Annotated in this window: 28 protein-coding genes and 3 pseudogenes; 24 read left to right on the plus strand and 7 right to left on the minus strand. The window is 38.5% G+C overall.

Annotation, left to right across the window (positions count from 1 at the left end; all coding sequences use genetic code 11):
* Positions 1–593: pseudogene (locus KX581_RS02975) on the plus strand (type IV secretion system oncogenic effector CagA); the annotation flags it as partial.
* 12 nt (positions 594–605) lie between these two features.
* On the opposite strand, the pseudogene KX581_RS02980 reads toward KX581_RS02975, so the two are convergent.
* The 6 genes and pseudogenes from KX581_RS02980 to KX581_RS03005 form a co-directional block, all read right to left on the minus strand.
* Positions 606–839 (minus strand): annotated as a pseudogene (locus KX581_RS02980) (ergothioneine transport permease/ergothioneine binding protein EgtU); the annotation flags it as partial.
* 68 nt (positions 840–907) lie between these two features.
* Complete coding sequence (locus KX581_RS02985; protein ID WP_001031792.1) at positions 908–1,345, minus strand: hypothetical protein; 438 nt, start codon at positions 1,343–1,345, stop codon at positions 908–910.
* Between the two features lie 3 nt (positions 1,346–1,348).
* Positions 1,349–2,116: a flagellar motor protein MotB gene (gene motB, locus KX581_RS02990; RefSeq protein ID WP_120871482.1), complete on the minus strand. Its 768-nt coding sequence runs from the start codon at positions 2,114–2,116 to the stop codon at positions 1,349–1,351.
* Between the two features lie 2 nt (positions 2,117–2,118).
* Positions 2,119–2,892, minus strand: coding sequence for a flagellar motor stator protein MotA (gene motA / locus KX581_RS02995; protein ID WP_000366185.1), 774 nt, complete (start codon positions 2,890–2,892; stop codon positions 2,119–2,121).
* A 15-nt stretch (positions 2,893–2,907) separates the two neighbouring features.
* Positions 2,908–3,675: a HesA/MoeB/ThiF family protein gene (locus KX581_RS03000; RefSeq protein ID WP_231175541.1), complete on the minus strand. Its 768-nt coding sequence runs from the start codon at positions 3,673–3,675 to the stop codon at positions 2,908–2,910.
* Entirely contained in the window at positions 3,676–4,293 is a 618-nt protein-coding gene (locus KX581_RS03005) for an MBL fold metallo-hydrolase (RefSeq protein WP_231175542.1), read from the minus strand. It abuts the gene before it with no gap.
* 132 nt (positions 4,294–4,425) lie between these two features.
* Here KX581_RS03005 and KX581_RS03010 point away from each other — a divergent pair, with 132 nt between their 5' ends.
* From KX581_RS03010 to KX581_RS03035, 6 genes are all read left to right on the plus strand, one after another.
* Positions 4,426–5,433, plus strand: coding sequence for a class I SAM-dependent methyltransferase (locus tag KX581_RS03010; protein WP_231175543.1), 1,008 nt, complete (start codon positions 4,426–4,428; stop codon positions 5,431–5,433).
* Between the two features lie 428 nt (positions 5,434–5,861).
* The gene (locus KX581_RS03015; RefSeq protein ID WP_231175544.1) at positions 5,862–6,188 is read left to right on the plus strand and encodes a dihydroneopterin aldolase; all 327 of its coding nucleotides are present in this window, start codon (positions 5,862–5,864) and stop codon (positions 6,186–6,188) included.
* A complete protein-coding gene (rsmD, locus tag KX581_RS03020) occupies positions 6,167–6,769 on the plus strand; it encodes a 16S rRNA (guanine(966)-N(2))-methyltransferase RsmD (RefSeq protein ID WP_220905018.1) in 603 nt (200 codons plus the stop codon). Before KX581_RS03015 ends, rsmD begins: the two co-directional genes overlap by 22 nt.
* Before the next feature lie 8 nt (positions 6,770–6,777).
* Positions 6,778–7,329, plus strand: coding sequence for a flagellar basal body-associated protein FliL (gene fliL / locus KX581_RS03025; RefSeq protein WP_000797032.1), 552 nt, complete (start codon positions 6,778–6,780; stop codon positions 7,327–7,329).
* A gap of 6 nt (positions 7,330–7,335) precedes the next feature.
* The gene (gene acpS, locus KX581_RS03030; protein ID WP_120933177.1) at positions 7,336–7,692 is read left to right on the plus strand and encodes a holo-ACP synthase; all 357 of its coding nucleotides are present in this window, start codon (positions 7,336–7,338) and stop codon (positions 7,690–7,692) included.
* Positions 7,693–7,887: 195 nt separating this feature from the next.
* A complete protein-coding gene (locus tag KX581_RS03035; RefSeq protein WP_231175545.1) occupies positions 7,888–10,266 on the plus strand; it encodes a TonB-dependent receptor family protein in 2,379 nt (792 codons plus the stop codon).
* A gap of 2 nt (positions 10,267–10,268) precedes the next feature.
* Here KX581_RS03035 and KX581_RS03040 read toward each other — a convergent pair whose 3' ends face one another.
* Positions 10,269–10,889 (minus strand): M48 family metallopeptidase, encoded by a 621-nt coding sequence (locus KX581_RS03040; protein WP_231175546.1) that lies wholly within the window; start codon positions 10,887–10,889, stop codon positions 10,269–10,271.
* A gap of 81 nt (positions 10,890–10,970) precedes the next feature.
* On the opposite strand from KX581_RS03040, the pseudogene KX581_RS03045 reads away from it, so the two are divergent.
* The 17 genes and pseudogenes from KX581_RS03045 (at position 10,971) to KX581_RS03125 (ending at position 25,556) form a co-directional block, all read left to right on the plus strand.
* Positions 10,971–11,821, plus strand: a pseudogene (locus KX581_RS03045) (glycosyltransferase family 25 protein).
* 190 nt (positions 11,822–12,011) lie between these two features.
* Positions 12,012–13,046: a bifunctional 3,4-dihydroxy-2-butanone 4-phosphate synthase/GTP cyclohydrolase II gene (locus KX581_RS03050; protein WP_219026046.1), complete on the plus strand. Its 1,035-nt coding sequence runs from the start codon at positions 12,012–12,014 to the stop codon at positions 13,044–13,046.
* 78 nt (positions 13,047–13,124) lie between these two features.
* The gene (locus tag KX581_RS03055; RefSeq protein WP_231175547.1) at positions 13,125–13,262 is read left to right on the plus strand and encodes a hypothetical protein; all 138 of its coding nucleotides are present in this window, start codon (positions 13,125–13,127) and stop codon (positions 13,260–13,262) included.
* Positions 13,237–13,974, plus strand: a complete 738-nt coding sequence (locus KX581_RS03060) for a DUF3943 domain-containing protein (RefSeq protein ID WP_231175548.1) — start codon at positions 13,237–13,239, stop codon at positions 13,972–13,974. Before KX581_RS03055 ends, KX581_RS03060 begins: the two co-directional genes overlap by 26 nt.
* A gap of 88 nt (positions 13,975–14,062) precedes the next feature.
* A complete protein-coding gene (gene ribA, locus KX581_RS03065; protein ID WP_108338518.1) occupies positions 14,063–14,641 on the plus strand; it encodes a GTP cyclohydrolase II in 579 nt (192 codons plus the stop codon).
* Positions 14,642–14,715: 74 nt separating this feature from the next.
* Entirely contained in the window at positions 14,716–14,937 is a 222-nt protein-coding gene (locus KX581_RS03070; protein WP_162968280.1) for a MoaD/ThiS family protein, read from the plus strand.
* The gene (locus KX581_RS03075) at positions 14,938–15,375 is read left to right on the plus strand and encodes a molybdopterin synthase catalytic subunit (protein WP_231175549.1); all 438 of its coding nucleotides are present in this window, start codon (positions 14,938–14,940) and stop codon (positions 15,373–15,375) included.
* 12 nt (positions 15,376–15,387) lie between these two features.
* Positions 15,388–15,918 carry a molybdopterin adenylyltransferase gene (gene mog / locus KX581_RS03080; protein ID WP_231175550.1) on the plus strand — a complete coding sequence of 177 codons (531 nt, stop codon included), beginning with the start codon at positions 15,388–15,390 and terminating at the stop codon, positions 15,916–15,918.
* Between the two features lie 8 nt (positions 15,919–15,926).
* Positions 15,927–16,403: a cyclic pyranopterin monophosphate synthase MoaC gene (moaC, locus tag KX581_RS03085; protein ID WP_001131570.1), complete on the plus strand. Its 477-nt coding sequence runs from the start codon at positions 15,927–15,929 to the stop codon at positions 16,401–16,403.
* 118 nt (positions 16,404–16,521) lie between these two features.
* On the plus strand, positions 16,522–17,304 hold the full coding sequence (gene hpaA, locus KX581_RS03090) for a flagellar sheath lipoprotein HpaA (RefSeq protein ID WP_231175551.1): 783 nt from the start codon (positions 16,522–16,524) through the stop codon (positions 17,302–17,304).
* 28 nt (positions 17,305–17,332) lie between these two features.
* On the plus strand, positions 17,333–18,169 hold the full coding sequence (locus KX581_RS03095) for an outer membrane protein (RefSeq protein ID WP_231175552.1): 837 nt from the start codon (positions 17,333–17,335) through the stop codon (positions 18,167–18,169).
* Between the two features lie 111 nt (positions 18,170–18,280).
* A complete protein-coding gene (gene tig / locus KX581_RS03100) occupies positions 18,281–19,636 on the plus strand; it encodes a trigger factor (protein ID WP_231175553.1) in 1,356 nt (451 codons plus the stop codon).
* A 20-nt stretch (positions 19,637–19,656) separates the two neighbouring features.
* The gene (clpP, locus tag KX581_RS03105; protein ID WP_000540573.1) at positions 19,657–20,244 is read left to right on the plus strand and encodes an ATP-dependent Clp endopeptidase proteolytic subunit ClpP; all 588 of its coding nucleotides are present in this window, start codon (positions 19,657–19,659) and stop codon (positions 20,242–20,244) included.
* 4 nt (positions 20,245–20,248) lie between these two features.
* Positions 20,249–20,773, plus strand: coding sequence for a peptide deformylase (def, locus tag KX581_RS03110; protein ID WP_231175554.1), 525 nt, complete (start codon positions 20,249–20,251; stop codon positions 20,771–20,773).
* Positions 20,774–20,778: 5 nt separating this feature from the next.
* Positions 20,779–22,299, plus strand: coding sequence for a YifB family Mg chelatase-like AAA ATPase (locus tag KX581_RS03115; protein WP_231175555.1), 1,521 nt, complete (start codon positions 20,779–20,781; stop codon positions 22,297–22,299).
* Positions 22,300–22,323: 24 nt separating this feature from the next.
* Entirely contained in the window at positions 22,324–24,384 is a 2,061-nt protein-coding gene (locus tag KX581_RS03120; RefSeq protein WP_231175556.1) for a heavy metal translocating P-type ATPase, read from the plus strand.
* A 110-nt stretch (positions 24,385–24,494) separates the two neighbouring features.
* Positions 24,495–25,556 carry a restriction endonuclease subunit S gene (locus KX581_RS03125; RefSeq protein WP_414600152.1) on the plus strand — a complete coding sequence of 354 codons (1,062 nt, stop codon included), beginning with the start codon at positions 24,495–24,497 and terminating at the stop codon, positions 25,554–25,556.
* Positions 25,557–25,673 lie beyond the last annotated feature (117 nt).

Genomic DNA, 25,673 nt, shown 5'->3' on the forward strand with positions numbered 1-25,673 from the left:
TTGATGATCTCGGTAAGGTAGGGCTTTCAAGGGAGCAAGAATTGAAACAAAAGATTGACAATCTCAATCAGGCGGTATCAGAAGCTAAAGCATGTCGTTTTGGCAACCTAGATCAAATGATAGACGAGCTCAAAGATTCTACAAAAAAGAATGCTGTGAATCTATGGGTTGAAAGCACGAAACAAGTGCCTGCTAGTTTGTCAGCGAAACTAGACAATTACGCTACTAACAGCCACACACGCATTAATAGCAATGTCCACAATGGAACGATCAATGAAAAAGCGATCGGCATGCTAACGCAAAAAAACCCTGAGTGGCTCAAGCTCGTGAATGATAAGATAGTTGCGCATAATGTGGGAAGCGCTCCTTTGTCAGCGTATGATAAAATTGGATTCAACCAAAAGAATATGAAAGATTATTCTGATTCGTTCAAGTTTTCCACCAAGTTGAACAATGCTGTAAAAGACATTAAGTCTGGCTTTGTGCAATTTTTAACCAATACATTTTCTACAGGAGCTTACAACTTGATGAAAGCAAATGCGGAATATGGAGTCAAAAATACTAATACAAAAGGTGGTTTCCAGAAATCTTAAAAGATTAAGGAATATCAAAACCCCAAACACCAGCACGAGAAAACCAGAAAGCACAGCGATGATAAAATGCTGTGCGAGTAAGTCTATAAAATAAATAAAGCGATCATGAAATTCTTTTACCAAATATTTTACCATGCTTATTTTTAACACCATAGCAACTAAATGCTGCGTAGCCACATCTATAGAATGGAGCAACCATTCATACAATTCTTTGATCAATTGTTTAAAAACGCCCATGCCTAGCATTATAACCAAACTTATTTGAATAAAGGGGTTTTAAAATGTTAAAGGCATTCTTTAATGTTGGTTGCAGGTTAAAACTGAAAGGTGCGTTTGCCTAAATTCGTGCTCACTTCTATCCATAGGGGTTGGTTTTCGCATAAAATTTCATAGGCTACGCTTTGATTCCTCACTAAAGAAACGCTTTTAGGCGTGGGGTAGAGCGAGCAAGAACGCCCTTGATTGATGTCAATTTTTAAGATAACCACGCTCTCCACGACAGCACTCACCTTTAAATAATACGACTCCCTAGCCCCTTGCCATTCTAAATAGGGCGTTTCTTGGGGGACAATTTCTAAAGCCACTAAAGGGCTTTGAGCCAGTTTTAAGCGCGTTTTTTGCTCCTGCTCTTTTAATTCTTGTTCTCTGTTGATCCCTTTATCAATCAAATCAAAAAGGTTTGAAGAAGCGTCCTTTTCTCTAGCAATAAGGCTCGCTAAAAAGAGAAAGATGAAGAGAAAAAATTTATTCATGGCTCATTCTTGGTGGGGGTTGAACTCATTATCTAAAATAGAATGGATTTTACTCAAATCGTTTGCATCGGTTGAAAAAAAGATTTCCACACGATTGTTTTTCATTCTGTTTTCTAAAGAATCATTAGGCGCGATAGGGTTTGTAGAGCCGTAAGAAGAAAAAGACAATTGGTTAGGATCCACGCCGTATTGTATAAGAACTTTCATCACCCTATAAGCGCGATTGGCGGCTAATTCATAATGGCTTTTAAAACGGGTTTTAACTAAAGGCGTGTTATCCGTAAAACCTCTCACATTAATATGCACCCTTTTAGGGAGTTTTTGAATGATTTTAGCGATCCGTTCAATATAGAGCATCATGTCTTGATTGATGGCGTCTGAAGTAGCGTTTTCAAACAACAAATTAGAGGGGAGCTTTAAGATAGATCCTTGATCAATTTGCTCTAAAACACTGCCTTCGCCTTTGCGAGCGATAGTGGCTTTTGTTTCGGTATTTTGCGAAGCCGGTTTGGAGCTTTCGCTCGCCATTTGCTCTTCTTCTTTCCCTGAATCAGGCGGGATCACTACAACCGGCTGCATCGCCTCTGGCTTGGGAGCGTAATTAAAAATCTTAATAAATTCGGTTTTTAAGGCTTCCACTTTGGATTTATTGACCGCTGAAATGGCATAAAGAGCGATAAAAAGCGCAAGCAACAACGACAAAAAGTCCGCATAAGGAACCGCCCATTTTTCGCCGGCGGGGCATTCGGTGGGTTTGTTTTTCTTAGCCATGTTTAGCCCTCAAATTGAGATTTTTTAGGCTCACCGGGAGCGATGTAGTTTAAGAGTTTGTTTTCTAAATCCCTTGGGTTTTCCCCGTTAGCGATGCCTAAAATCCCCTCTAAAAGAACGGTTTTTTCTTTGATAATGTCTTTAGATTTAGCCTTGAGCTTATGCCCAAAAGGGCCAAAAATCGCATAAGAACACATAATCCCTGTAACAGTAGCCGTAAAAGCCCCAGCGATCCCTGCTGCCATTTCAGCCGGGTTGTCCAGTTTTTGCAAGGCTAGCATAAGCCCCATAACCGCCCCCACTAACCCCATAGTAGGAGCGGTCTCGCCGGCCGTTTCCCAATAATGAGCGGCGCCGTGGTAATACTCTTCCATTTCTTCAATGCTGATTTCTAAACTTTCCTTAACGGATTTTAAATCCTTGCCATCTATGATCATAGACAAGCCATTACGGGTGAAATCGTCTTCAATTTGCGCCACCCGCCCCTCTAAACTCAACACCCCATCTTTTCTAGCCAGAGTGGCTAATTCCACTAAATTTTTAATGGTTTCGTTTAAATTGATTTTAGGGTTTAAAAAAACAATTTTTATCTCTTTGTAAGCGGCTTTCACGTAGCGAGCATGCGTGCCTGTCATGGCGGCAAAAAGCGAAGTAGGCACGATGATGATGACTGAACTCAAATGGATAATGTGCAACGGGTTACCATCTTCTAAAATATCGCCCAGCGAAATAGAAGCGACCGCCAATACCAAGCCTAGTATGGTTGATAAATCCAAAACTTACCCCTTAATCTAAATTTCATAATCTTGTAAATGCATGATTTTATGCGTGCCACAAACCCTACATTCAGGGTTTTTGGGTGCTTGAATTTTTTTAAAATCCATCGTTTTAATATCGGCTATAAGTAAAGTATTTATAAGTAAAGTTTCAAACCCTAAAAAATATTTAAGGCATTCGCTCGCTTGGATGCACCCTAAAATTCCGGGTAAGACCCCAAAAAGCCCTGAAATAGGATTCAATCCCTTTTTAGGGGGCTTATCAAAAACACACGATAAGCATGCGCTATTGGGTAAAACGCTCATGCTTTGCCCCCTGTATTTTAAAACCCCGGCATGCGAATAGGGTTTTTGGGCTAACACGCAAGCGTCATTGATCAAAAATTTAGCGTTGAAATTGTCTGTAGCGTCTATGATAAAATCATAAGGCTCTATGAGAGAAAGAGCGTTATGAGCCTTAAAGCGTTCTTCAAAAGCCTCTATTTCAATACCAGCATTGAGTTGTTTTAAGCGCGCTTTCGCACTAGAGGCTTTAGATTGGTTTAAAAAATCCTGTGAATGGATAATTTGGCGTTGCAAATTACTCATATCCACCACATCAAAATCCACAATACCGATTTTTCCTATCCCAGCAGCACACAAATACATCAAAACCGCTGATCCAAGACCCCCAGCCCCAACGACTAAAACGCTAGATTTTAAAAGCTTCAATTGGCCTTCTTCGCCCACATCTTCTAGCATGATATGGCGCAAATAACGCTCTTTTTCTAGCCGGCTTAACAATTAAGCCATCCTTGAAACCCAAATTTTAGAGTGCTTTCTTTCAGCAAAAAAACTCGTCTTATCCCCATGCCCTGGATAGATCTCTATGTCTTTAGGGAAATCTAAATTTTGAAACCTTAACAGGGACTCTTTCATGTCTTTTTCATTAGAATAAGGGAAATCATAACGGCCAATGCTGCGATAAAAAATAAAATCCCCGCTAAAAATCACCCCTTCTATTTCTATGATAGAGCAACCGGGCGTGTGACCGGGAAAATGCCAGTATTTAATGGTGGTGTTTTCTATCTCTAAAGTGGTGCAACCCTTATTGCAAGGCACACTGAAATTGGGGCTAAAAACCGGCATGCCTAAATGGAAAATATCATTTTCTAGCATGAACACATCGTCTTTGGGGGCGTAAATGGGGGTGTTTTTAAGGAGTTTTGACAATTGAGCACTATCCCATACATGATCATAATGCCCATGCGTGATTAAAATCGCCTTAGGGTTTTTAGCGTTTTCTAACACCCATTCGCTGCTAGAAAATCCGGGATCAATAATAAAATCTATCCCACTAGAAAGCTTCACAATATAAGCGTTTTCTTCAACTGCCCCGCATTCTCGCCTTAAAATTTCCAAACTCTAAACTCCCTTCAAACTTAGCTTAAAAAGTCATTATTATTGAATATCATAGCGCAAAAATAAGGCGATTTTGACTAGAATAGCGCTTCTATTACTGTTGGTTGAGATGGGTTTAATGAAAGGAAAATCATGCGATCGTTTGGGAATTACATGCAAGAGTGGCTTTATGGCGAAAAGGGGTATTACAAAAAAGCACTAATCGGTCAAAAAGGGGATTTTTACACTTCGGTGTCTTTGAGTAAGTTTTTTGGGGGTGCTGTTGCGTTTTATATCATTAAGCTTTTAGAAGAAGAAAAATTATTTTTGCCTTTAAAAATTGTAGAAATTGGCGCTCATCATGGGCATTTTTTGAGCGATATAGCGAATTTTTTAAACGCTTTGAGCGTGGGCGTAATGGAAAAATGCGAGTTTGTCAGCTGTGAGCCTTTAAAGGAATTGCAAAAACTCCAACGAACTATTTTTAAACAAGCCACGCAATTGGATTTGAATAGTTGCAATTTAGAAGAGCTTGATTTTAAAGAAAAAAGTGCATTTGTTGTTTCTAATGAATTGTTTGACGCATTCGCTTGCGAGATCATTAAAGATAACAAAATGCTTTTTATTACCCATGATCATAAGGGCGTTTGGGGCGCTATTGATGGACCCACTAAAGAACTTCTTAAAAATTTGGATTTAAAACAAGGGTGCGCACCGTTATTTTTAGAGGCTTTCATTAAGGATTTGTTAGAAAAATTGGATGAGGCTTCTTCTTGGGTGTTTTTGAGCTTTGATTATGGCGATGAAATAGAGAGGAAAGACATGCATTTAAGGGCTTTTAAAAACCACCAAGCGCTGGATTTTAAGGATATTTTAAACCATCTGGATTCTTTGTATCAAAAGAGCGATCTGACTTATGATGTCAATTTTTCTCTGATGCGCTTTTTGTTTGAAAAACACCATGCACAATTTTCGTTCTTCAAATCGCAGGCTAACGCTTTATTGGATATGGGGCTTATGGAATTATTAGAAACATTTTCAAAGAGCGTGAGTTATGAAAGGTATTTGAAAGAAGTGGCTAAAATCAAGCCCCTAATTAGCCCTGGGGGTTTAGGGGAGCGTTTCAAAGCGTTAGAGTTTGTGAAAAAAAATAAAATGTAAATTAAAAGTATTTTACAATCTAAATAATAAAGAATTTGCGTATTCTTAAAGGGGGGATTAGTATATTGGATTTTAGAATATTAAACACTACGCCTTCAAGATCAGTTTGTGTGAAAAGTTGAGAGAGGCTAACTCGCTTTCTCAATTAAAGGTAAGAGCGTTAGGACATTTTAATGAAAAAGTTTATTAAAATGCTAAGTTATAGTAAAGAAGGAAGGAATATAAAACGCCTTTTGCTCTTACCTTCGCCGAGCATTATACAAAAAAAAAAAAAAACGATGTTATTTGAGCTTTATTTTTAACATTCTTTTTTTCTTTTTTACAAAATGAAACACTTTTTGAATTTATTTAGTATTGGCGCTTAAAAGAAAGAATTGCTATAATTTGAAACAATTTAACTTTATTATTGATGGGATAAAAGGGGTTTCTTGAAAATTTTTCTTTCTTGCAAGTCTTTGTTGATTCAAAGGAGTTTGGAATTTTATTTGAGCGGTTGTCTTTCTCCTATGGAAGTTTGCGACTTTGTTTTAAGCGATGATGAAAAGCTAGAAACCAATAAGCCCCTATGCTTTATAGAAGAGCGCTTAAGAAAGCCTTTCACTAAACAGAGCGTGAAAGAAGATATAAAAAATTTTTATTGCGCTTTAAAGACGAGTGAAAAACCTTGCGAAGAAATGAAAATTTCTAAAGAGCAAAAGATTAAGCAATTACTAGAAGAATACACCCAAAAATTATGCCAAATCATCAGCCAGTAAAAAAATTTAAGATTATTGGGGGGGCTTGCAAGGGATTGGGTTTGAATTTGCCTAACATCTCTAACACGCGCCCCACCAAAGCGATCGTAAGAGAGTCGTTTTTTAACACCTTGCAAGCAGAAATTAATGGAGCGCACTTTATAGAAGTGTTTTCAGGCAGCGCTTCTATGGGGTTAGAGGCTTTGAGTAGGGGGGCAACAAGCGCGGTGTTTTTTGAACAAAACAAAAGCGCTTATGCCACGCTCTTAGAAAATATTTCCCTCTTTAAAAACCGCTTGAAAAAGGAAATTGAAATTCAAACCTTTTTAGATGACGCTTTCAAGCTTTTGCCCACGCTGCGTTTAAAAAATGGTGTTTTGAATATCCTTTATTTGGATCCTCCTTTTGAAACGAGCGGGTTTTTAGGGATTTATGAAAAGTGTTTTCAAGCTTTAGAAAGGTTATTGAAACGCTTTAATCCAAAAAATCTTTTAGTGGTTTTTGAGCATGAAAGCCTGCATGAAATGCCTAAAAGTCTTGTAACTTTAGCTATAATCAAACAGAAAAAATTTGGGAAAACCACTTTAACTTATTTTCAATAGGAATAGGCATGGCAGAAGAACAAGAAAATACCGCGCAACAACCCCAAAAAAAAAGCAAAGCTCTTTTATTTGTCATTATTGGAAGCGTGTTAGTGATGCTTTTATTAGTAGGGGTGATTATCATGCTGCTTATGGGGAATAAGGAAGAATCTAAAGAAAACGCTTCTAAAAACACCCAAGAAGTTCAAGCTAATCCTATGGCGAACAAGAATCAAGAGGCTAAAGAAGGCTCTAATATCCAGCAATATCTGGTGCTTGGGCCTTTGTATGCGATTGATGCGCCTTTTGCGGTGAATCTGGTCTCTCAAAATGGCAGACGCTACCTTAAGGCTTCTATTTCGTTAGAATTGAGTAATGAAAAGCTTTTAAATGAAGTCAAGGTTAAAGACACAGCGATTAAAGACACGATTATAGAAATTCTATCGTCTAAAAGCGTGGAAGAAGTGGTTACTAATAAAGGCAAAAACAAGCTTAAAGATGAAATTAAGAGCCATTTGAATTCGTTTTTGATTGATGGCTTTATTAAAAATGTCTTTTTCACTGATTTCATTATTCAATAATTTTAAATGATTGGCATAGATATTGTCTCTATTGCTAGGATAGAAAAGTGCGTGAAACGCTTTGAAATGAGGTTTTTAGAGCGTTTTTTATCGCCGAGTGAGATTGTTTTATGCAAGGATAAATCTAGCAGCATCGCCGGGTTTTTCGCGCTTAAAGAGGCTTGCTCTAAAGCCCTTCAAGTAGGCATTGGTAAGGAATTGAGCTTTTTGGATATACGCATTTCTAAAAGCCCTAAAAACGCCCCCTTAATCACCCTTTCTAAAGAAAAAATGGATTATTTTAACATCCAAAGCTTGAGCGCGAGCATCAGCCATGACGCTGGTTTTGCGATAGCGGTTGTGATGGTTTCTTCGTCAAATTGATAAATAACGCATTCAAAACTCCCATAACACTCTGTTTTTAAAAAACGCTAACTGTTTAAAAAACGCAAAAAACCTTTTTCAAATCGTTTTGATAACAAATTGCAAATAAAAAATCAAATTTCAAAATTTAAGTTAATTATAATAATTATTTTTATAGTATGCATCGGTTTGAATTAAATGAGAAAGGTTATCATAATGAATGGTTATTTGAGGGTAAAAACCCCGTATTTTTTAGCGTTATACACTTTGACTTTTTGGACTTTTAGTTCTTTTATGAGTGCGAAAGATAAGCACCATTTTTTAAAAAAAGTTACAACCACCGAGCAAAAATTCAATTCCAGCGCGCCGCTTTCATGGCAAAGCGAAGAGGTGCACAATTCCACAAGCTCTCGCACGGTGATTTCCAACAAAGAACTCAAAAAAACGGGTAATTTGAATATTGAAAACGCTTTGCAAAATGTGCCAGGGATTCAAATCAGAGACGCTACAGGCACAGGCGTGTTGCCTAAAATTTCGGTGCGCGGTTTTGGTGGGGGCGGTAACGGGCATAGCAATACGGGCATGATTTTAGTCAATGGTATCCCCATTTATGGCGCGCCGTATTCCAATATTGAACTGGCGATTTTCCCTGTAACTTTCCAGTCAGTGGATAGGATTGATGTGATTAAAGGGGGCACAAGCGTCCAATACGGCCCTAACACTTTTGGAGGCGTGGTGAATGTCATCACTAAAGAAATCCCAAAAGAGTGGGAAAATCAAGCGGCTGAAAGGATCACTTTTTGGGGGCGATCCTCTAATGGGAATTTTGTCGATCCTGAAGAAAAAGGCAAGCCTTTAGCCCAAACCTTAGGCAATCAGATGCTGTTTAACACTTACGGGCGAACGGCTGGAATGTTGGGTAAGTATATAGGAATTAGCGCTCAAGGCAATTGGATTAATGGGCAAGGTTTCAGGCAAAACAGCCCCACAAAGGTGCAAAACTACTTGCTTGATGCGATCTATAAGATTAATGCGACCAATACTTTTAAAGCTTATTACCAGTATTATCAATACAACTCTTACCATCCAGGCACTTTGAGCGCGCAAGATTACGCCTATAACCGCTTTATTAATGAACGCCCTGACAATCAAGATGGAGGGCGAGCCAAGCGCTTTGGGATCGTGTATCAAAATTATTTTGGCGATCCGGATAGGAAAGTGGGGGGAGATTTTAAATTCACTTATTTCACGCATGACATGAGCAGGGATTTTGGCTTTTCCAACCAATACCAAAGCGTGTATATGAGCAGTCAAAATAAGATTTTACCCTTTAAAGGCAAGGGGGAAATTAGCGCGACTAACCCTAATTGCGGTCTGTATTCTTATAGCGATACGAATAGCCCTTGTTGGCAATTTTTTGATAATATCCGCCGCTTCGTGGTGAATGCTTTTGAACCAAAACTCAATCTCGTTGTCAATACCGGTAAAGTCAAACAAACTTTTAACATGGGAATGCGGTTTTTAACCGAAGATTTATACCGCCGATCCACTACCAGGAAAAACCCTAGCATGCCTAATAATGGCAGTGGGTTTGATGCAGGAACTTCACTTAATAATTTCAACAATTATACCGCCGTGTATGCCAGCGATGAAATCAATTTCAATAACGGCATGCTAACGATCACGCCGGGCTTGAGATACACTTTTTTAAATTACGAAAAAAAAGACGCTCCCCCTTTTAAAGCAGGTCAAACAGGAAAAACCATTAAAGATCGTTACAACCAATGGAATCCGGCGCTAAATGTCGGCTATAAACCCATTAAAGAATTGTTGTTTTATTTCAATTATCAAAGAAGCTACATTCCGCCCCAATTCAGCAATATCGGTAGTTTTGTAGGCACAAGCACGGATTATTTTCAAATCTTTAATGTCATGGAAGGTGGCTCAAGATATTATTTCAACAATCAAGTGAGTTTTAACGCGAATTATTTTGTGATTTTTGCGAACCACTATTTTACTGGGCGCTATGGGGATAACAGAGAACCAGTCAATGCGAGGTCGCAAGGCGTGGAGCTAGAGTTGTATTACACGCCAATTAGAGGGCTTAATTTCCATGCGGCTTACACTTTCATAGACGCTAATATCACAAGCCACACGATGGTTACTAACCCTGCTAATCCTAAAGGGCCTAAAAAAGATATTTTTGGCAAAAAACTCCCTTTTGTAAGCCCACACCAATTCATTTTAGACGCGAGCTACACTTACGCTAAAACCACGATCGGGTTGAGCTCTTTCTTTTATAGCCGCACTTATAGCGATGTGTTAAACACCGTGCCTTTCATTCAATACGCGCCCACGATTAAAAATGGGGCCATCACCACCAAAACAGCGGGCATGACGCCGTACTATTGGGTGTGGAATTTACAAATTTCTAGCACTTTGTGGGAACGCAAAAAGCAAAGCGTTAATGCGAGCTTGCAAATCAATAACATTTTTAACATGAAATATTGGTTTAGCGGGATAGGCACTAGCCCTAACGGGAAAGAAGCCGCACCTCCTAGGAGCATCACGGCGTATGTGAGCTATAATTTTTAATTTTAGGGTTGTAATGTTTTGAGCAGTTGGGTATAAAAAACAACCCTTTGTTTTAAATACTCTCTTAGAGCGCGGTAATTAGGGCAAAAGATTTGAACGCAACGCCAGAAATTTTTGGAATGGTTTTTGTGGATCGTGTGGGCGAGTTCATGGATAATGACATAATCAATCGCTTCTTTTTGGGCGCAAACCAATAAAAGGGCGAAACTCAAGCGGTTATGATAAGAGCAACTCCCTAAAACTTTAGCGTTGTTTCTAATGCTAAAATGGGTGTATGAAGTTTGCATTTTTTGAGCGATTAAGTGGAGTTGTTGCTCCAAATAAGTTTTTAAGATTTTTTTAAGATCTGTTAGGGTGTAATCGTTGGCGTTTTTCACCTCATCAAACACAAGGATTTTATTTTGATAGGTTTCTAGGCACGAGTGTAAAAGGGAGTGTTTTTCTTGCATGGCTGAAAGGGTTTTTTTTAGCCAAGCTTCTTGTTCTTTTAAAAAAGCGTTCGCTCTGGCTTGAGAGCAAGAATTGGGCATTTTGAGAATCACTTCTAAAGATGGCGTGATATTCAAGCTCAGGGTTTTGATTTTTTTACTTTTTTGAATGGTAATAGGAATATCATCTAACATGGTGCGTATTTTACTAAAATTTGCGCTAGAATGTAAGTCTGTTTAATATTGATTTTATTTATATTAAGAATTAAGGCTAACATGCGTGTTTTTATTATTCATTTAAGCCCCAAAACCTGTCAAAATTTTTCTTTAAAAGAAACTCATATAACCCCCCTTTTAGAGAGCCTTAAACTTCAGGGGATCTCTTATGAAATTTTTGATGCGATCTATTCTAAAATCTCTCCCACTCAATTACACCCCTTGATTTTAGAGCATTTGCACCCTTCTTTTATGGTTGAAGATTTATGGGCTTTTTGTAAAAACGAAAAACACCCCCCTTGTGCGTTAAAAAATTTCTTTTACGCGCTCAAGCATTGCGGGAAGAGGATGGGGTTTGGGGAGCTTGGGTGCTATGCGAGCCATTATTCATTGTGGCAAAAATGCATAGAACTCAATGAAGCGATCTGTATTTTAGAAGATGATATTATTGTAAAAGAGCGTTTTAAAGAAAGCCTAGAGTTTTGTCATAAACACATCAACGAATTAGGCTATATCCGCTTGATGCATTTAGAAGAAAATGTGGCTAAACAAAAAACTCTTATTAAAGGGGTTTCTCAAATCTTAAATTTTAAAGATGGTATTGGCACTCAAGGGTATGTTTAGCCCCAAAAGCCGCACAAAAATTATTGAAATACAGCGCGAAAGAATGGGTGATGCCTATAGATTGCGTGATGGATAGGCATTATTGGCATGGGGTCAAAAACTATGTGTTAGAAGAATTTGCGATTGCTTGCGATGGAATGAATACTCAAAACTCCAACACAGAAAAACAAAGGCCTAAAAAATTACCTTTAAGCATTAGGATTGGCCGTTCTTTGCATAAAAGCGCGGTTAAAATCTTAGATAAAGTTTTTAGGTATAGCCCAAAATTAATCATTAGAAAAAACTAATCATTAGGCTTTGCAAACATTAGAATAAGTCTTTGAGCATTTCTTGCATGATAGGGGAAGTTTCATTCAATTGATTTAAAGGCTTTAGCGGTTTGCTAAATGAAGCAATAAAGTAATCATCGTTATTAAACATGCTATATTTCTTTTTTCTATAAAACTAAATATTATTGAATAAAACTAGGGAGTTAGAATGATCTTAAAACGAGTTACTGAAGCTTTAGAAGCGTATAAAAATGGCGAAATGCTCATTGTCATGGACGATGAAGACAGGGAAAATGAGGGGGATTTGGTTTTAGCCGGGATTTTTTCTACCCCTGAGAAAATCAATTTCATGGCCACGCATGCTAGGGGGTTGATTTGCGTGTCTTTGACCAAAGATTTAGCGAAAAAATTTGAATTGCCTCCTATGGTTAGCGTGAATGATTCTAATCATGAGACCGCTTTCACGGTTTCTATTGACGCTAAAGAAGCCAAAACCGGGATTTCTGCTTTTGAAAGGCATTTGACGATTGAATTATTGTGTAAGGACACCACCAAACCGAGCGATTTTGTGCGCCCGGGGCATATTTTCCCTTTAATCGCAAAAGATGGAGGCGTGTTAGCGCGCACGGGCCATACTGAAGCGAGCGTGGATTTATGCAAATTAGCTGGATTAAAGCCCGTGAGCGTGATTTGTGAAATCATGAAAGAAGATGGATCTATGGCGAGGAGAGGGGATAAATTTTTGAGCGACTTTGCCCTTAAACATGATCTTAAAACTCTCTATGTTTCTGATTTGATTAGCTATCGTTTGGAAAATGAAAGTTTGCTGAAAATGTTTTGCCAAGAAGAAAGAGAATTTTTAAAACACCAAACGCAATGCTACACTTTTTTAGACCACCAGCAAAAAAACCATTACGCTTTTAAATTTAAAGGCGCAAAAACCCATGATTTGGCCCCTTTAGTGCGTTTCCACCCTATCAAAGAGGATTTTGATTTTTTGACGACTGATGCGTTTGAAGTGTTTTTTAAAGCGTTAGAATATTTAAAGCGCGAAGGGGGTTATTTGATCTTTATGAACACGCATTCCAAAGAAAACAATATCGTTAAAGATTTTGGGATTGGGGCGTTAGTGTTAAAAAATTTGGGGATAAAGGATTTTAGGCTGTTAAGCTCTTGTGAAGACAGGCAGTATAAGGCTTTGAGCGGGTTTGGGCTTAAGCTTGTAGAAACGATTAGCCTTTAAGAGGCTTGTTAAGTTTTATTGAATGTGTTGTAATGTTTTTAAGGTATAATAAACTCTTTTTAAGTCAAGCAATAAAGTTTGCAACCTGATGAGAGTAATAATAGAGTTTATGCTGATTTCATTAAAAACATTCCTAAAAATATTATTGAAAATAGTCCTAAAAACCTTCCAAAAGATTTGGGTAGTTTGCGTGGTGACTTGGGGGTTGGGCTGTAGTTTTTTAAACGCTAACAGCATTCAATTAGAAGAAACGCTCAAACGAAGCCCTAAAAATCTTATTTGGCAACATTTTAAAAAGAAGTTTAAAAAGAGCAACACGATCCCTTATGCCCCAAATAGCCGTTGGAAATATTTAGGCACGAGCATAGGGATTTTAGGCGTGTCTTTGGTGATAGGGATTGTGGGGTTGTATCTCATGCCAGAGAGCGTAACGAATTGGGATAGAGAAAAGTTTGGGATCAAAAGTTGGTTTGAAAATGTCCGCATGGGGCCAAAACTAGACAATGATAGTTTTATTTTCAATGAAATTTTGCACCCTTATTTTGGGGCTATGTATTATATGCAACCGCGCATGGCTGGGTTTAGTTGGATGGCATCAGCGTTTTTTTCTTTTATCACTTCCACGCTTTTTTGGGAATATGGTTTGGAAGCGTTTGTGGAAGTGCCTAGCTGGCAGGATTTGGTGATCACCCCTTTATTAGGCTCCATTTTAGGGGAGGGGTTTTATCAGCTCACGCGCTATATCCAACGCAACGAAGGCAAGCTTTTTGGCTCTTTGTTTTTAGGGCGTTTAGTCATCGCTCTTATGGATCCTATCGGTTTTATCATTAGAGATTTAGGGCTTGGGGAAGCTTTAGGGATTTATAATAAACATGAAATCCGTTCTAATTTAAGCCCTAATGGTTTGAATTTGACTTACAAATTTTAAGAGCTTAAAATTTAAGAAAATTATAAAGAGTTTTGATAGAATACCTTTTTTTAAAAGACGCGTTTTAAAACTAATTTTAGGAGTATCCTTGAAACGATTAGAAGTCTCTAACCAAGCCAAATTACCCACTCAATTTGGGGAGTTTTATATCCAGTGTTTTAGAGAAAAGGGTTCTAATGGCTCTAAAGATCATTTAGTCATTTTCACCCCTAATTTTTCTCAAAACCCCTTAGTGCGTTTGCATTCAGAATGCTTAACGGGTGATGCTCTAGGCTCTCAAAAATGCGATTGCGGAGGGGCGTTGCAAATGGCGTTAGAAAGGATTTCTAAAGAAGGGGGGCTAGTGATTTATTTGCGCCAAGAAGGGCGTGGGATAGGGCTATTTAACAAAGTCAATGCCTACGCTTTACAGGATAAAGGCTATGATACCATTCAAGCCAATGAAATGATAGGGTTTAAAGACGATGAAAGGGATTATAGTGTTGCGGGTGAAATTTTAGAATATTACCATATTAAAAAAATGCGCTTACTCACAAACAACCCTCTAAAAATCGCCGCTTTAGAAAAATACGCTGAGGTAACAAGAGAGAGCTTGATCGTGTGCGCTAATGAGCACAATCAAGGGTATTTGGAAGTCAAAAAGCTCAAAATGGGGCATTTATTGTGAAAATTATGAGCGCTTTAAAGAGGTTTTAAAAATATAAAATCATGCTTTTAAAAGATTTAATATAAGGGTAAATGATGGTGGAAGTGCGATTTTTTGGACCCATAAAAGAAGAAAATTTTTTCGTCAAAGCGGGTGATTTAAAGGAATTAAGAGCGATTTTACAAGAAAAAGAGGGCTTAAAAGAGTGGTTGGGCGTTTGCGCGATAGCCCTTAATGATCACTTAATAGACAATTTAAACACACCTTTAAAAGATGGCGATGTGGTAAGTTTGTTGCCACCGGTTTGTGGGGGCTAGGTGTTAAAAATCATTCAAGGGGCATTGGATACTAGTGAGCTTTTGAAAGCCTACCAAGAGGAAGCTTGCACGAAAAACTTTGGAGCGTTTTGTGTGTTTGTGGGGATTGTGAGAGGGGAGGATAACATTCAAGGCTTGAGTTTTGATATTCATGAAGCACTATTAAAGACTTGGTTTGAAAAATGGCACCATAAAGCCAAAGATTTGGGCGTGGTGTTAAAAATGGCGCACAGCTTGGGCGATGTTTTGATAGGACAAAGCTCATTTTTATGCGTTTTAATGGGAAAGAACAGAAAAAACGCCTTAGAACTATACCAAGATTTTATTGAAGATTTTAAGCATAACGCCCCTATTTGGAAATACGATTTAATCCACAATAAACGCATCTACGCTAAAGAAAGAAGCCACCTTTTAAAAGGGAGTGGGCTTTTAGCTTAAAAAGGAGTTCAAATGCAAACGATTCATATAGGCGTTTTGAGCGCGAGCGATAGGGCGTCAAAAGGGATTTATGAAGATTTAAGCGGTAAGGCGATACAAGAAGTGTTGAGCGAATACCTGCTCAATCCTTTAGAATTTTATTACGAAATTGTCGCTGATGAAAGGGATTTAATTGAAAAATCGCTGATTAAAATGTGCGATGAATACCAATGCGATCTAGTCGTTACTACAGGAGGCACAGGCCCTGCTTTAAGAGACATAACCCCAGAAGCCACAGAAAGAGTGTGCCAAAAAATGCTTCCTGGTTTTGGAGAGCTTATGCGAATAACTAGTTTAAAATATGTGCCTACAGCGATTCTGTCGCGCCAAAGCGCTGGTATTAGGAATAAGAGTTTGATTGTCAATCTCCCTGGTAAGCCAAAAAGCATTAGAGAATGCTTAGAGGCGGTTTTTCCAGCGATTCCTTATTGCGTGGATTTGATTTTAGGGAATTATATGCAAGTGAATGAAAAAAACATTCAAGCGTTTCGCCCCAAACAATAAGGTAAAAAATGCCGCTCACTCATTTGAATGGAGAAAATCAGCCTAAAATGGTGGATATAGGGGATAAAGAAACCACTGAAAGAATCGCTTTAGCAAGCGGTCGTATCAGCATGAATAAAGAGGCTTATGACGCTATTATCAATCATTGCGTCAAAAAGGGTCCGGTGTTACAGACTGCTATTATTGCTGGGATTATGGGGGCTAAAAAGACAAGCGAGCTCATTCCCATGTGCCATTCAATCATGCTCAATGGGGTGGATATTGATATTTTAGAAGAAAAAGAAACTTGTAGTTTTAAACTCTATGCGAGAGTCAAAACTCAAGCTAAAACGGGCGTAGAAATGGAAGCGCTAATGAGTGTGAGCATAGGGCTTTTAACCATTTATGACATGGTGAAAGCCATTGATAAGAGCATGACAATTAGCGGTGTGATGTTGGAGCATAAGAGTGGAGGCAAAAGTGGGGATTATAACGCTAAAAAATAGAAAAAGACTGATAATCTAAAGATGTTAGGGTAAAATAACATTTTGACAACAAAAGCGTGTTGGTTGCTTCGGGTTTGTTGTTATAGAAGTCTAAAATGTTACAATCAAGGATAGAACGATGAAAGCAAATAATCATTTTAAAGATTTTGCATGGAAAAAATGCCTTTTAGGTGCGAGCGTGGTGGCTTTGTTAGTGGGATGCAGCCCGCATATTATTGAAACCAATGAAGTCTCTTTGAAGTTGAATTACCATCCAGCTAGCGAGAAAGTTCAAGCGTTAGACGAAAAGATTCTACTTTTAAGGCCGGCTTTTCAATACAGCGATAATATTGCTAAAGAGTATGAAAACAAATTCAAGAATCAAACCGCAATCAAGGTTGAACAGATTTTGCAAAATCAGGGCTATAAGGTTATTAGCGTAGATAGCAGCGATAAAGACGATCTTTCTTTTTCGCAAAAAAAAGAAGGGTATTTGGCCGTCGCTATGAACGGCGAAATTGTTTTACGCCCTGATCCTAAAAGGACCATACAGAAAAAATCAGAACCCGGGTTATTATTCTCCACTGGTTTGGATAAAATGGAAGGGGTTTTAATCCCGGCCGGGTTTGTCAAGGTTACCATACTAGAACCTATGAGTGGGGAATCTTTGGATTCTTTTACGATGGATTTGAGCGAGTTGGACATCCAAGAAAAATTCTTAAAAACCACCCATTCAAGCCATAGCGGGGGGTTAGTTAGCACTATGGTTAAGGGAACGGATAATTCTAATGATGCGATCAAGAGTGCTTTGAATAAGATTTTTGCAAATATCATGCAAGAAATAGACAAAAAACTCACTCAAAAGAATTTAGAATCTTATCAAAAAGACGCCAAGGAATTGAAAAACAAGAGAAACCGATAAAAACAAATAACGCATAAGAAAAGAGCGCTTGAATAAACTGCTTAAAAAGGGGTTTTTAGCGTTCTTTTTGAGCGTGTATTTAAGGGCTGATGATCTGGTTACTTACACCATCATCAAAAAAGAAGATCTAGGATTCCAGCGGTTTTTAGCAAAGAAGTGTTTAAGAGGCAAGACCCACCCTCCATGTTTTGCTGAGCCTAAAAAGCCCAAAAAAAAACTTTTTAACATAGACAAAAGCTCCCATTATTATGGCACAAGCGTGGTGCAAATGTCATGGCTACAGAGCAGGGAAAAATTTGAAAACCATTCAAAATACCGAGACATTCCTTTTGCTGAAGTCAGTTTGATTTATGGCTATAAACAATTTTTTCCTAAAAAAGAGCGCTATGGCTTTCGTTTTTATATTTCTTTGGACTATGCTTATGGGTTTTTTCTTAAAAATAAAGGCGTGTTGGGCGATAGTTTGAGGGAGAGTTCGCAAATTCCTAAAAGCTATAGAGAAAAGTTGCAAAGAAAAGAGACTTTTATTAACGCTATTTTTTATGGCACGGGAGCTGATTTTTTATACAAACGCGCTTTTGGAACGCTGATTTTAGGGATGAATTTCGTGGGCGAAACCTGGTTTTATGAAACAAAGATTTTTAAAAAGTGGGCTAAAGATCCTTTGAGCGTTTATCACCCTTACATGTTTCAAGTGATGTTGGATGTGGGGTATCGTTACCGCTTTTCAAGGTATAAGAATTGGGCGATAGAATTGGGCGCGCGTATCCCCTTTTTAACCAATGATTATTTTAAAACCCCTTTATACACCCTTCATTTCAAACGCAATATTTCTGTCTATCTCACTTCAACTTATGACTTTTAGTTTTTTAAATTTTTGAAAACTAGAATTAAAACCGCTTTTTATAAACCGGAATTAAAACAAATTAAGCTATAATGATACAAAAATTTAATTTTTTAGCCATTAAGGAAAAAAATGAATCTTGAAGTGAAAAAGATTGACACCGCTAACGCCCATTTGAGCGCTAAACCTTCCATTGAAGATTTAGAAAAGCGTTATGATAAAATCGCTCAAAAAATCGCCCAAAAAGTTAAAATTGATGGCTTTAGAAGAGGTAAAGTCCCCCTTAGTTTAGTGAAAACCCGTTATCAAGCCCAAATTGAACAAGACGCTCAAGAAGAAATGATTCAAGAGGTTTTAAAAAACGCTTTTAAGGAATTAGGGATTGAAAATAAGGATTTAATCGGCAGCCCCAACCTCACTAAATTTGAAAAAAAAGACACGCATTTTGAAATAGAAGCGGACATCGGCTTAAAACCCACGATTGTTTTAGACAAGATCAAAGAGTGCGTGCCTAGCGTGGGGGTGGAAATCCCCAATGAAGAAAAAATTAATGAGCGTTTGAAACAGCTCGCTAAAGACTATGCGAAATTTGTGGATACTGACGCTCAAAGAAAAGTTCAAAATGACGATAAATTAACGATTGATTTTGAAGGCTTTATAGATAATGTGCCTTTTGAAGGGGGCAAGGCTGAGAATTTCAATTTGATTTTAGGCAGTAAGCAAATGCTAGAAGATTTTGAAAAGGCTCTTTTAGGCATGCAAGCGGGCGAAGAAAAAGAATTCTCTTTGACTTTCCCTAGCGGATACCACGCAGAGCATTTAGCCGGCAAAGAAGCCCTTTTTAAAGTGAAATTGCACCAGATTCAAGCGCGTGAAGTGTTAGAAATCAATGACGAACTCGCTAAAATCGTGCTAGCCAATGAAGAGGATGCGACTTTAAAGCTTTTAAAAGAAAGGGTTGAAGGGCAGTTGTTTTTAGAAAATAAAGCCAGGCTCTATAATGAAGAGTTGAAAGAAAAATTGATTGAAAATTTAGATGAAAAGATTGTTTTTGATTTGCCTAAAACGATCATAGAGCAAGAAATGGATTTGTTATTCAGGAACGCTCTTTATTCCATGCAAGCTGAGGAAGTCAAATCCTTACAAGAAAGTCAAGAAAAAGCCAAAGAAAAGCGTGAGAGCTTTAGGAATGATGCGACAAAAAGCGTGAAAATCACTTTTATCATTGACGCTTTAGCGAAGGAAGAAAAAATTGGCGTGCATGACAATGAAGTCTTTCAAACTCTGTATTATGAAGCGATGATGACAGGGCAAAACCCAGAAAGCCTCATTGAACAATACCGCAAAAACAACATGTTAGCGGCGGTGAAAATGGCGATGATTGAAGATAGGGTGTTGGCTTATTTGTTGGATAAAAACCTGCCTAAAGAGCAACAAGAAATTTTGGAAAAAATGAGGCCCAACGCTCAAAAAATTCAAGCGGGTTAAACGGCTAAAAAGGAGAGATGATGGGATACATTCCTTATGTAATAGAGAATACCGATCGTGGGGAGCGCAGCTATGATATTTACTCGCGCCTTTTAAAGGATCGCATTGTTTTATTGAGCGGTGAGATCAATGATAGCGTGGCGTCTTCTATCGTGGCCCAACTCTTGTTTTTGGAAGCTGAAGACCCTGAAAAAGACATTGGCTTGTATATCAATTCTCCCGGTGGGGTGATAACAAGCGGTCTTAGCATCTATGACACCATGAATTTTATCCGCCCTGATGTTTCCACGATTTGCATCGGTCAAGCGGCTTCTATGGGGGCGTTTTTACTGAGCTGTGGGGCTAAGGGCAAGCGCTTTTCACTACCCCATTCAAGGATTATGATACACCAGCCTTTAGGGGGGGCTCAAGGGCAAGCGAGCGATATTGAAATCATTTCTAATGAGATTCTCAGGCTTAAGGGTTTGATGAATTCTATTTTGGCTCAAAACTCAGGGCAGAGTTTGGAACAAATCGCTAAAGACACGGACAGGGATTTTTATATGAGCGCTAAAGAAGCTAAAGAGTATGGCTTGATTGATAAAGTGTTACAGAAAAATGTGAAGTGATTGCATGGCGTTATTAGAGATTATCCATTACCCTTCTAAAATTTTAAGAACGATTTCTAAAGAGGTCGTTTCTTTTGATGCAAAACTCCACCAACAGCTAGATGACATGCATGAGACTATGATCGCTAGTGAGGGGATAGGGTTAGCCGCTATTCAAGTGGGCTTGCCTTTAAGAATGCTCATTATCAATCTCCCGCAAGAAGACGGCGTGCAACACAAAGAAGACTGCTTAGAAATCATTAACCCTAAGTTTATAGAAACTAAAGGGACGATAATATATAAAGAGGGGTGCTTGTCTGTGCCGGGATTTTATGAAGAAGTGGAGCGCTTTGAAAAGGTTAAGATAGAGTATCAAAACCGCTTCGCTGAAGTGAAAATTTTAGAAGCGAGCGAGCTTTTAGCGGTAGCCATTCAGCATGAGATCGATCACCTCAATGGCGTGTTATTCGTGGATAAATTATCCATTTTGAAGCGTAAGAAATTTGAAAAAGAACTCAAAGAGCTGCAAAAAAAACAAAAACACAAGTAACAACCATGATTAACACGATATTTTGCGCAACCATGCAAAGGGGGGTGGCAGAAATCGTGGCTGTGGAAGCGACTTTCACAAGGGCTTTGCCGGCGTTTGTGATTTCAGGCTTGGCTAATAATTCTATCCAAGAAGCCAAGCAGCGGGTCCAATCGGCTTTACAAAATAACGATTTCACTTTCCCGCCTTTAAAAATCACCATCAACCTTTCCCCCTCAGATTTGCCTAAATCCGGGAGCCATTTTGATTTGCCTATCGCTCTTTTAATCGCTTTGCAAAAACAAGAGTTGGCTTTTAAAGAGTGGTTTGCTTTTGGGGAGTTAGGGCTTGATGGCAAGATCAAACCCAATCCTAACATTTTCCCCATGCTTTTAGACATTGCCATTAAGCGCCCCCATGCCAAAATCATTGCGCCTAAGGCGAATGAAGAGCTTTTTTCGCTCATCCCTAATTTGCAATGCTTTTTTGTGGAGCATTTTAAAGAAGCGTTAGAAATCTTGCAAAACCCTGAAATCAAAGCAGACACCCACACGAAAAAACTACCCTTTAAAACGATAGAATTGAACGATAAAGAGTATTATTTTTCAGACGCCTATGCCTTAGATTTTAAAGAAGTTAAGGGGCAAGCTGTCGCTAAAGAAGCCGCTTTGATCGCTAGCGCTGGGTTTCATAATTTGATTTTAGAGGGGAGTCCAGGGTGTGGGAAAAGCATGATCATTAATCGCATGCGCTATATCTTGCCTCCATTGAGCCTGAATGAAATCTTAGAAGCGACAAAATTACGCATTTTAAGCGAGCAAGACAGTGCCTATTACCCCTTAAGGAGCTTTAGAAACCCTCACCAGAGCGCTTCAAAATCCAGTATTTTAGGCTCAAGCTCTTTAAGAGAGCCAAAACCCGGCGAAATCGCGCTAGCGCATAACGGCATGCTTTTTTTTGATGAATTGCCCCATTTTAAAAAGGATATTTTGGAAGCTTTAAGAGAGCCTTTAGAAAACAATAAATTAGTGATCTCACGAGTGCACAGCAAGATTGAATACGAAACTTCTTTTTTATTTGTAGGGGCTCAAAACCCTTGCTTGTGCGGGAATTTACTCAGCTCAACCAAAGCATGCCGTTGCCAAGATAGAGAAATCACGCAGTATAAAAACCGCTTGAGCGAGCCTTTTTTGGATAGGATTGATCTGTTCGTGCAAATGGAAGAGGGGAATTATAAAGACACGCCGTCGCATTCTTGGACTTCAAAAGAGATGCATGAATTGGTATTATTAGCTTTCAAACAGCAAAAGTTAAGGAAACAGAGCGCTTTTAATGGTAAGCTTAATGAAGAACAGATAGAACGATTTTGCCCTTTAAACGCTGAAGCAAAAAAGTTGTTAGAGCAGGCGGTTGAAAGGTTTAATCTGTCCATGCGCTCTATTAATAAGGTCAAAAAGGTCGCTAGGACGATTGCGGATTTAAACGCTTGCGAGAATATAGAAAAATCTCACATGCTTAAAGCGCTGAGTTTTAGAAAGATTTCTTAAAAGGATTTTTATAAGGGAGAGAAAATGCAAGAATACCACATTCATAATTTGGATTGCCCTGATTGCGCGTCTAAATTGGAAAGGGATTTAAACAAATTAGATTATGTGAAAAAAGCTCAAATCAATTTCAGCACCAGTAAGTTGTTTTTGGATACGAGCGATTTTGAAAAGGTTAAGGCTTTTATCAAGCAGAATGAACCGCATTTGAGCCTGTCTTTTAAAGAGGCTACAGAAAAGCCCTTGAGTTTTACCCCACTCATCATTACGATCGCTGTCTTTTTGGGCGCGATCTTAATCTTACACCTAAATCCTAGCCCCTTTATTGAAAAAGCGGTGTTTGTGGTGCTCGCTTTAGTGTATCTAGTGAGCGGTAAAGATGTGATTTTAGGGGCGTTTCGTGGGCTTAGAAAAGGGCAATTTTTTGATGAAAACGCTTTGATGCTCATTGCGACTATTGCAGCTTTTTGCGTGGGGGCTTATGAAGAGAGCGTGTCTATTATGGTGTTTTATTCAGCGGGCGAATTTTTGCAAAAACTCGCTGTCTCTCGCTCTAAAAAATCCCTTAAGGCTTTGGTGGATGTCGCTCCTAATCTGGCTTATTTGAAAAAGGGCGATGCATTAGTGAGCGTTGCGCCTGAAGATTTAAGAGTCAATGACATTGTGGTGGTGAAAGTCGGCGAAAAAGTGCCTGTGGATGGCGTGGTAGTTAAGGGCGAAAGTTTGCTAGATGAAAGGGCGTTGAGTGGGGAGTCTATGCCTGTTAATGTCAGCGAACGCTCTAAAGTTTTAGGGGGGAGCTTGAATTTAAAAGCGGTCCTTGAAATTAAAGTAGAAAAAATGTATAAAGATTCTTCTATCGCTAAAGTGGTGGATTTAGTCCAACAAGCCACGAATGAAAAGAGCGAAACCGAGAAATTTATCACTAAATTTTCACGCTACTACACCCCAAGCGTTTTATTCATTGCGCTAATGATCGCTATATTACCGCCCTTGTTTTCTATGGGGAGCTTTGATGAGTGGATTTATAGGGGGCTTGTGGCTTTAATGGTGAGCTGTCCTTGCGCGTTAGTGATTTCTGTGCCTTTAGGGTATTTTGGGGGCGTGGGAGCGGCGAGCAGAAAGGGCATTTTAATGAAAGGCGTGCATGTTTTAGAGGTGCTTACCCAAGCTAAAAGCATCGCTTTTGATAAAACCGGCACTTTGACTAAAGGCGTTTTTAAAGTGGTAGATATTGTGCCGCAAAATGGGCATTCTAAAGAAGAAGTTTTGCATTACGCTTCTTGTTCGCAGCTTTTATCCACGCACCCGATCGCTTTATCCATTCAAAAAGCATGCGAAGAAATGTTAAAGGACGATAAGCACCAGCATGACATTAAAAATTACGAAGAAGTGAGCGGAATGGGGGTTAAAGCACAATGCAATACGGATTTAATCATCGCAGGGAATGAAAAAATGCTCGATCAATTCAATATCGCGCACAGCCCTTCCAAAGAAAACGGCACGATCGTGCATGTGGCTTTCAATCAGGCTTATGTGGGCTATATCGTCATTAGCGATGAGATTAAAGATGACGCCATAGAATGCTTAAGGGATTTAAAAGCACAAGGGATAGAGAATTTTTGCATTTTGAGCGGGGACAGAAAAAGCGCAACTGAGAGCATCGCTCAAACTCTAGGCTGTGAATATTATGCGAGCTTGTTGCCTGAAGAAAAAACGAGCGTGTTTAAAACTTTTAAAGAACGCTATAAAGCCCCGGCGATTTTTGTAGGCGATGGCATCAATGACGCTCCGACTCTAGCGAGCGCTGATGTGGGGATTGGCATGGGGAAAGGCTCAGAATTGAGCAAGCAAAGCGCAGACATTGTGATCACTAATGACTCCTTAAATTCGTTAGTGAAAGTTTTGGCGATCGCTAAAAAAACTAAAAGCATCATTTGGCAAAATATCTTGTTCGCTTTGGGGATTAAAGCGGTTTTTATCGTGCTGGGGCTTATAGGGGTAGCGAGCTTGTGGGAAGCGGTCTTTGGCGATGTGGGGGTCACGCTTTTAGCCTTAGCCAACTCCATGCGCGCGATGAGGGCTTAAAAAAGAGCCTTTTTATCGCTAGCGTTTTAGAAGTTTAAAGGGGGCAAAATGAACAAATTAGAGCACATTGTCTTTTTTAAAACCATTCAAAAGAACGCATGGACGCATTAATGCTGCCCTTAAATTGGCAAAGAGTAAGGCTTGGGGATATATTAACATTAAAGCATGGTAGAGATTACAAAAATTTTAAATTAGGAAATATTCCTGTTTATGGAAGCGGTGGCTATATGCTATCAATTAATAATTTCCTTCATAATGGTGAAAGTGTTTGCATAGGGAGAAAAGGGACTATTGATAAGCCTATTTATCTAAATGGTAAATTTTGGGTAGTAGATACACTATTTTATAGCTATTTATTTAAAAAATCCATTCCAAAATTTATATTTTATGCTTTTTCTATCATAAAATGGTCAAACTATAACGAAGCGACCGGTGTTCCTAGTTTAACTAAAATGACAATTTCAAACATTGAAATCCTTTTGCCCCCTCTAAACGAACAAATCGCTATCGCTAACATTTTAAGCGGTTTGAATCGTTATCTTTGCTCTTTGAGAGCCCTCATTCTTAAAAAAGAGGGCGTTAAAAAAGCTTTAAGCTTTGAACTATTGAGTCAAAGAAAACGCTTGAAAGGCTTCAATCAAGCCTGGCAAAGAGTGAGGCTTGGGGATATATGCGAAATCACAACCGGTTCATTAGATGCAAATGAAATGGTTCATTATGGAAAATATAGATTTTATACATGTGCAAAAGAATATTATTTTATAGATAAGTACGCTTTTGACACAGAAGCAATTTTAATTTCTGGAAATGGTGCGTATGTAGGGTATGTGCATTACTATAAGGGCAAATTTAACGCCTATCAAAGAACCTATGTGTTGGATAATTTTAGTGAACATATTATATTTGTAAAATATTTTTTAACAATGTTTTTGCAATCTCATATTCAAACAAATAGAAATGAAGGTAATACCCCTTATATCGTAATGGCAACTTTAAAAGATTTTGAAATCCTTTTACCCCCTCTAAACGAACAAATCGCTATCGCTAACGTTTTAAGCACTTTGGATCATGAAATCACAAGCCTTAAAAACAAAAAAAGCCAATTTGAAAACATCAAAAAAGCTTTAAACCACGATTTAATGAGCGCTAAAATCAGGGTTTTAAAAAAATAAGTTTTACAACAAAAATAAAACCTAAAAAATGCTAAAAAGTATTTTTTACAATCAAATAATAAAAGAGCTTGATTTTAATCAAGCGATAATTTCTTAAGGCGGTCTTCTTGGGGTTAG

This window comes from Helicobacter pylori, from assembly GCF_021062735.1.
Classification (GTDB): Bacteria; Campylobacterota; Campylobacteria; order Campylobacterales; family Helicobacteraceae; genus Helicobacter; species Helicobacter pylori_DN.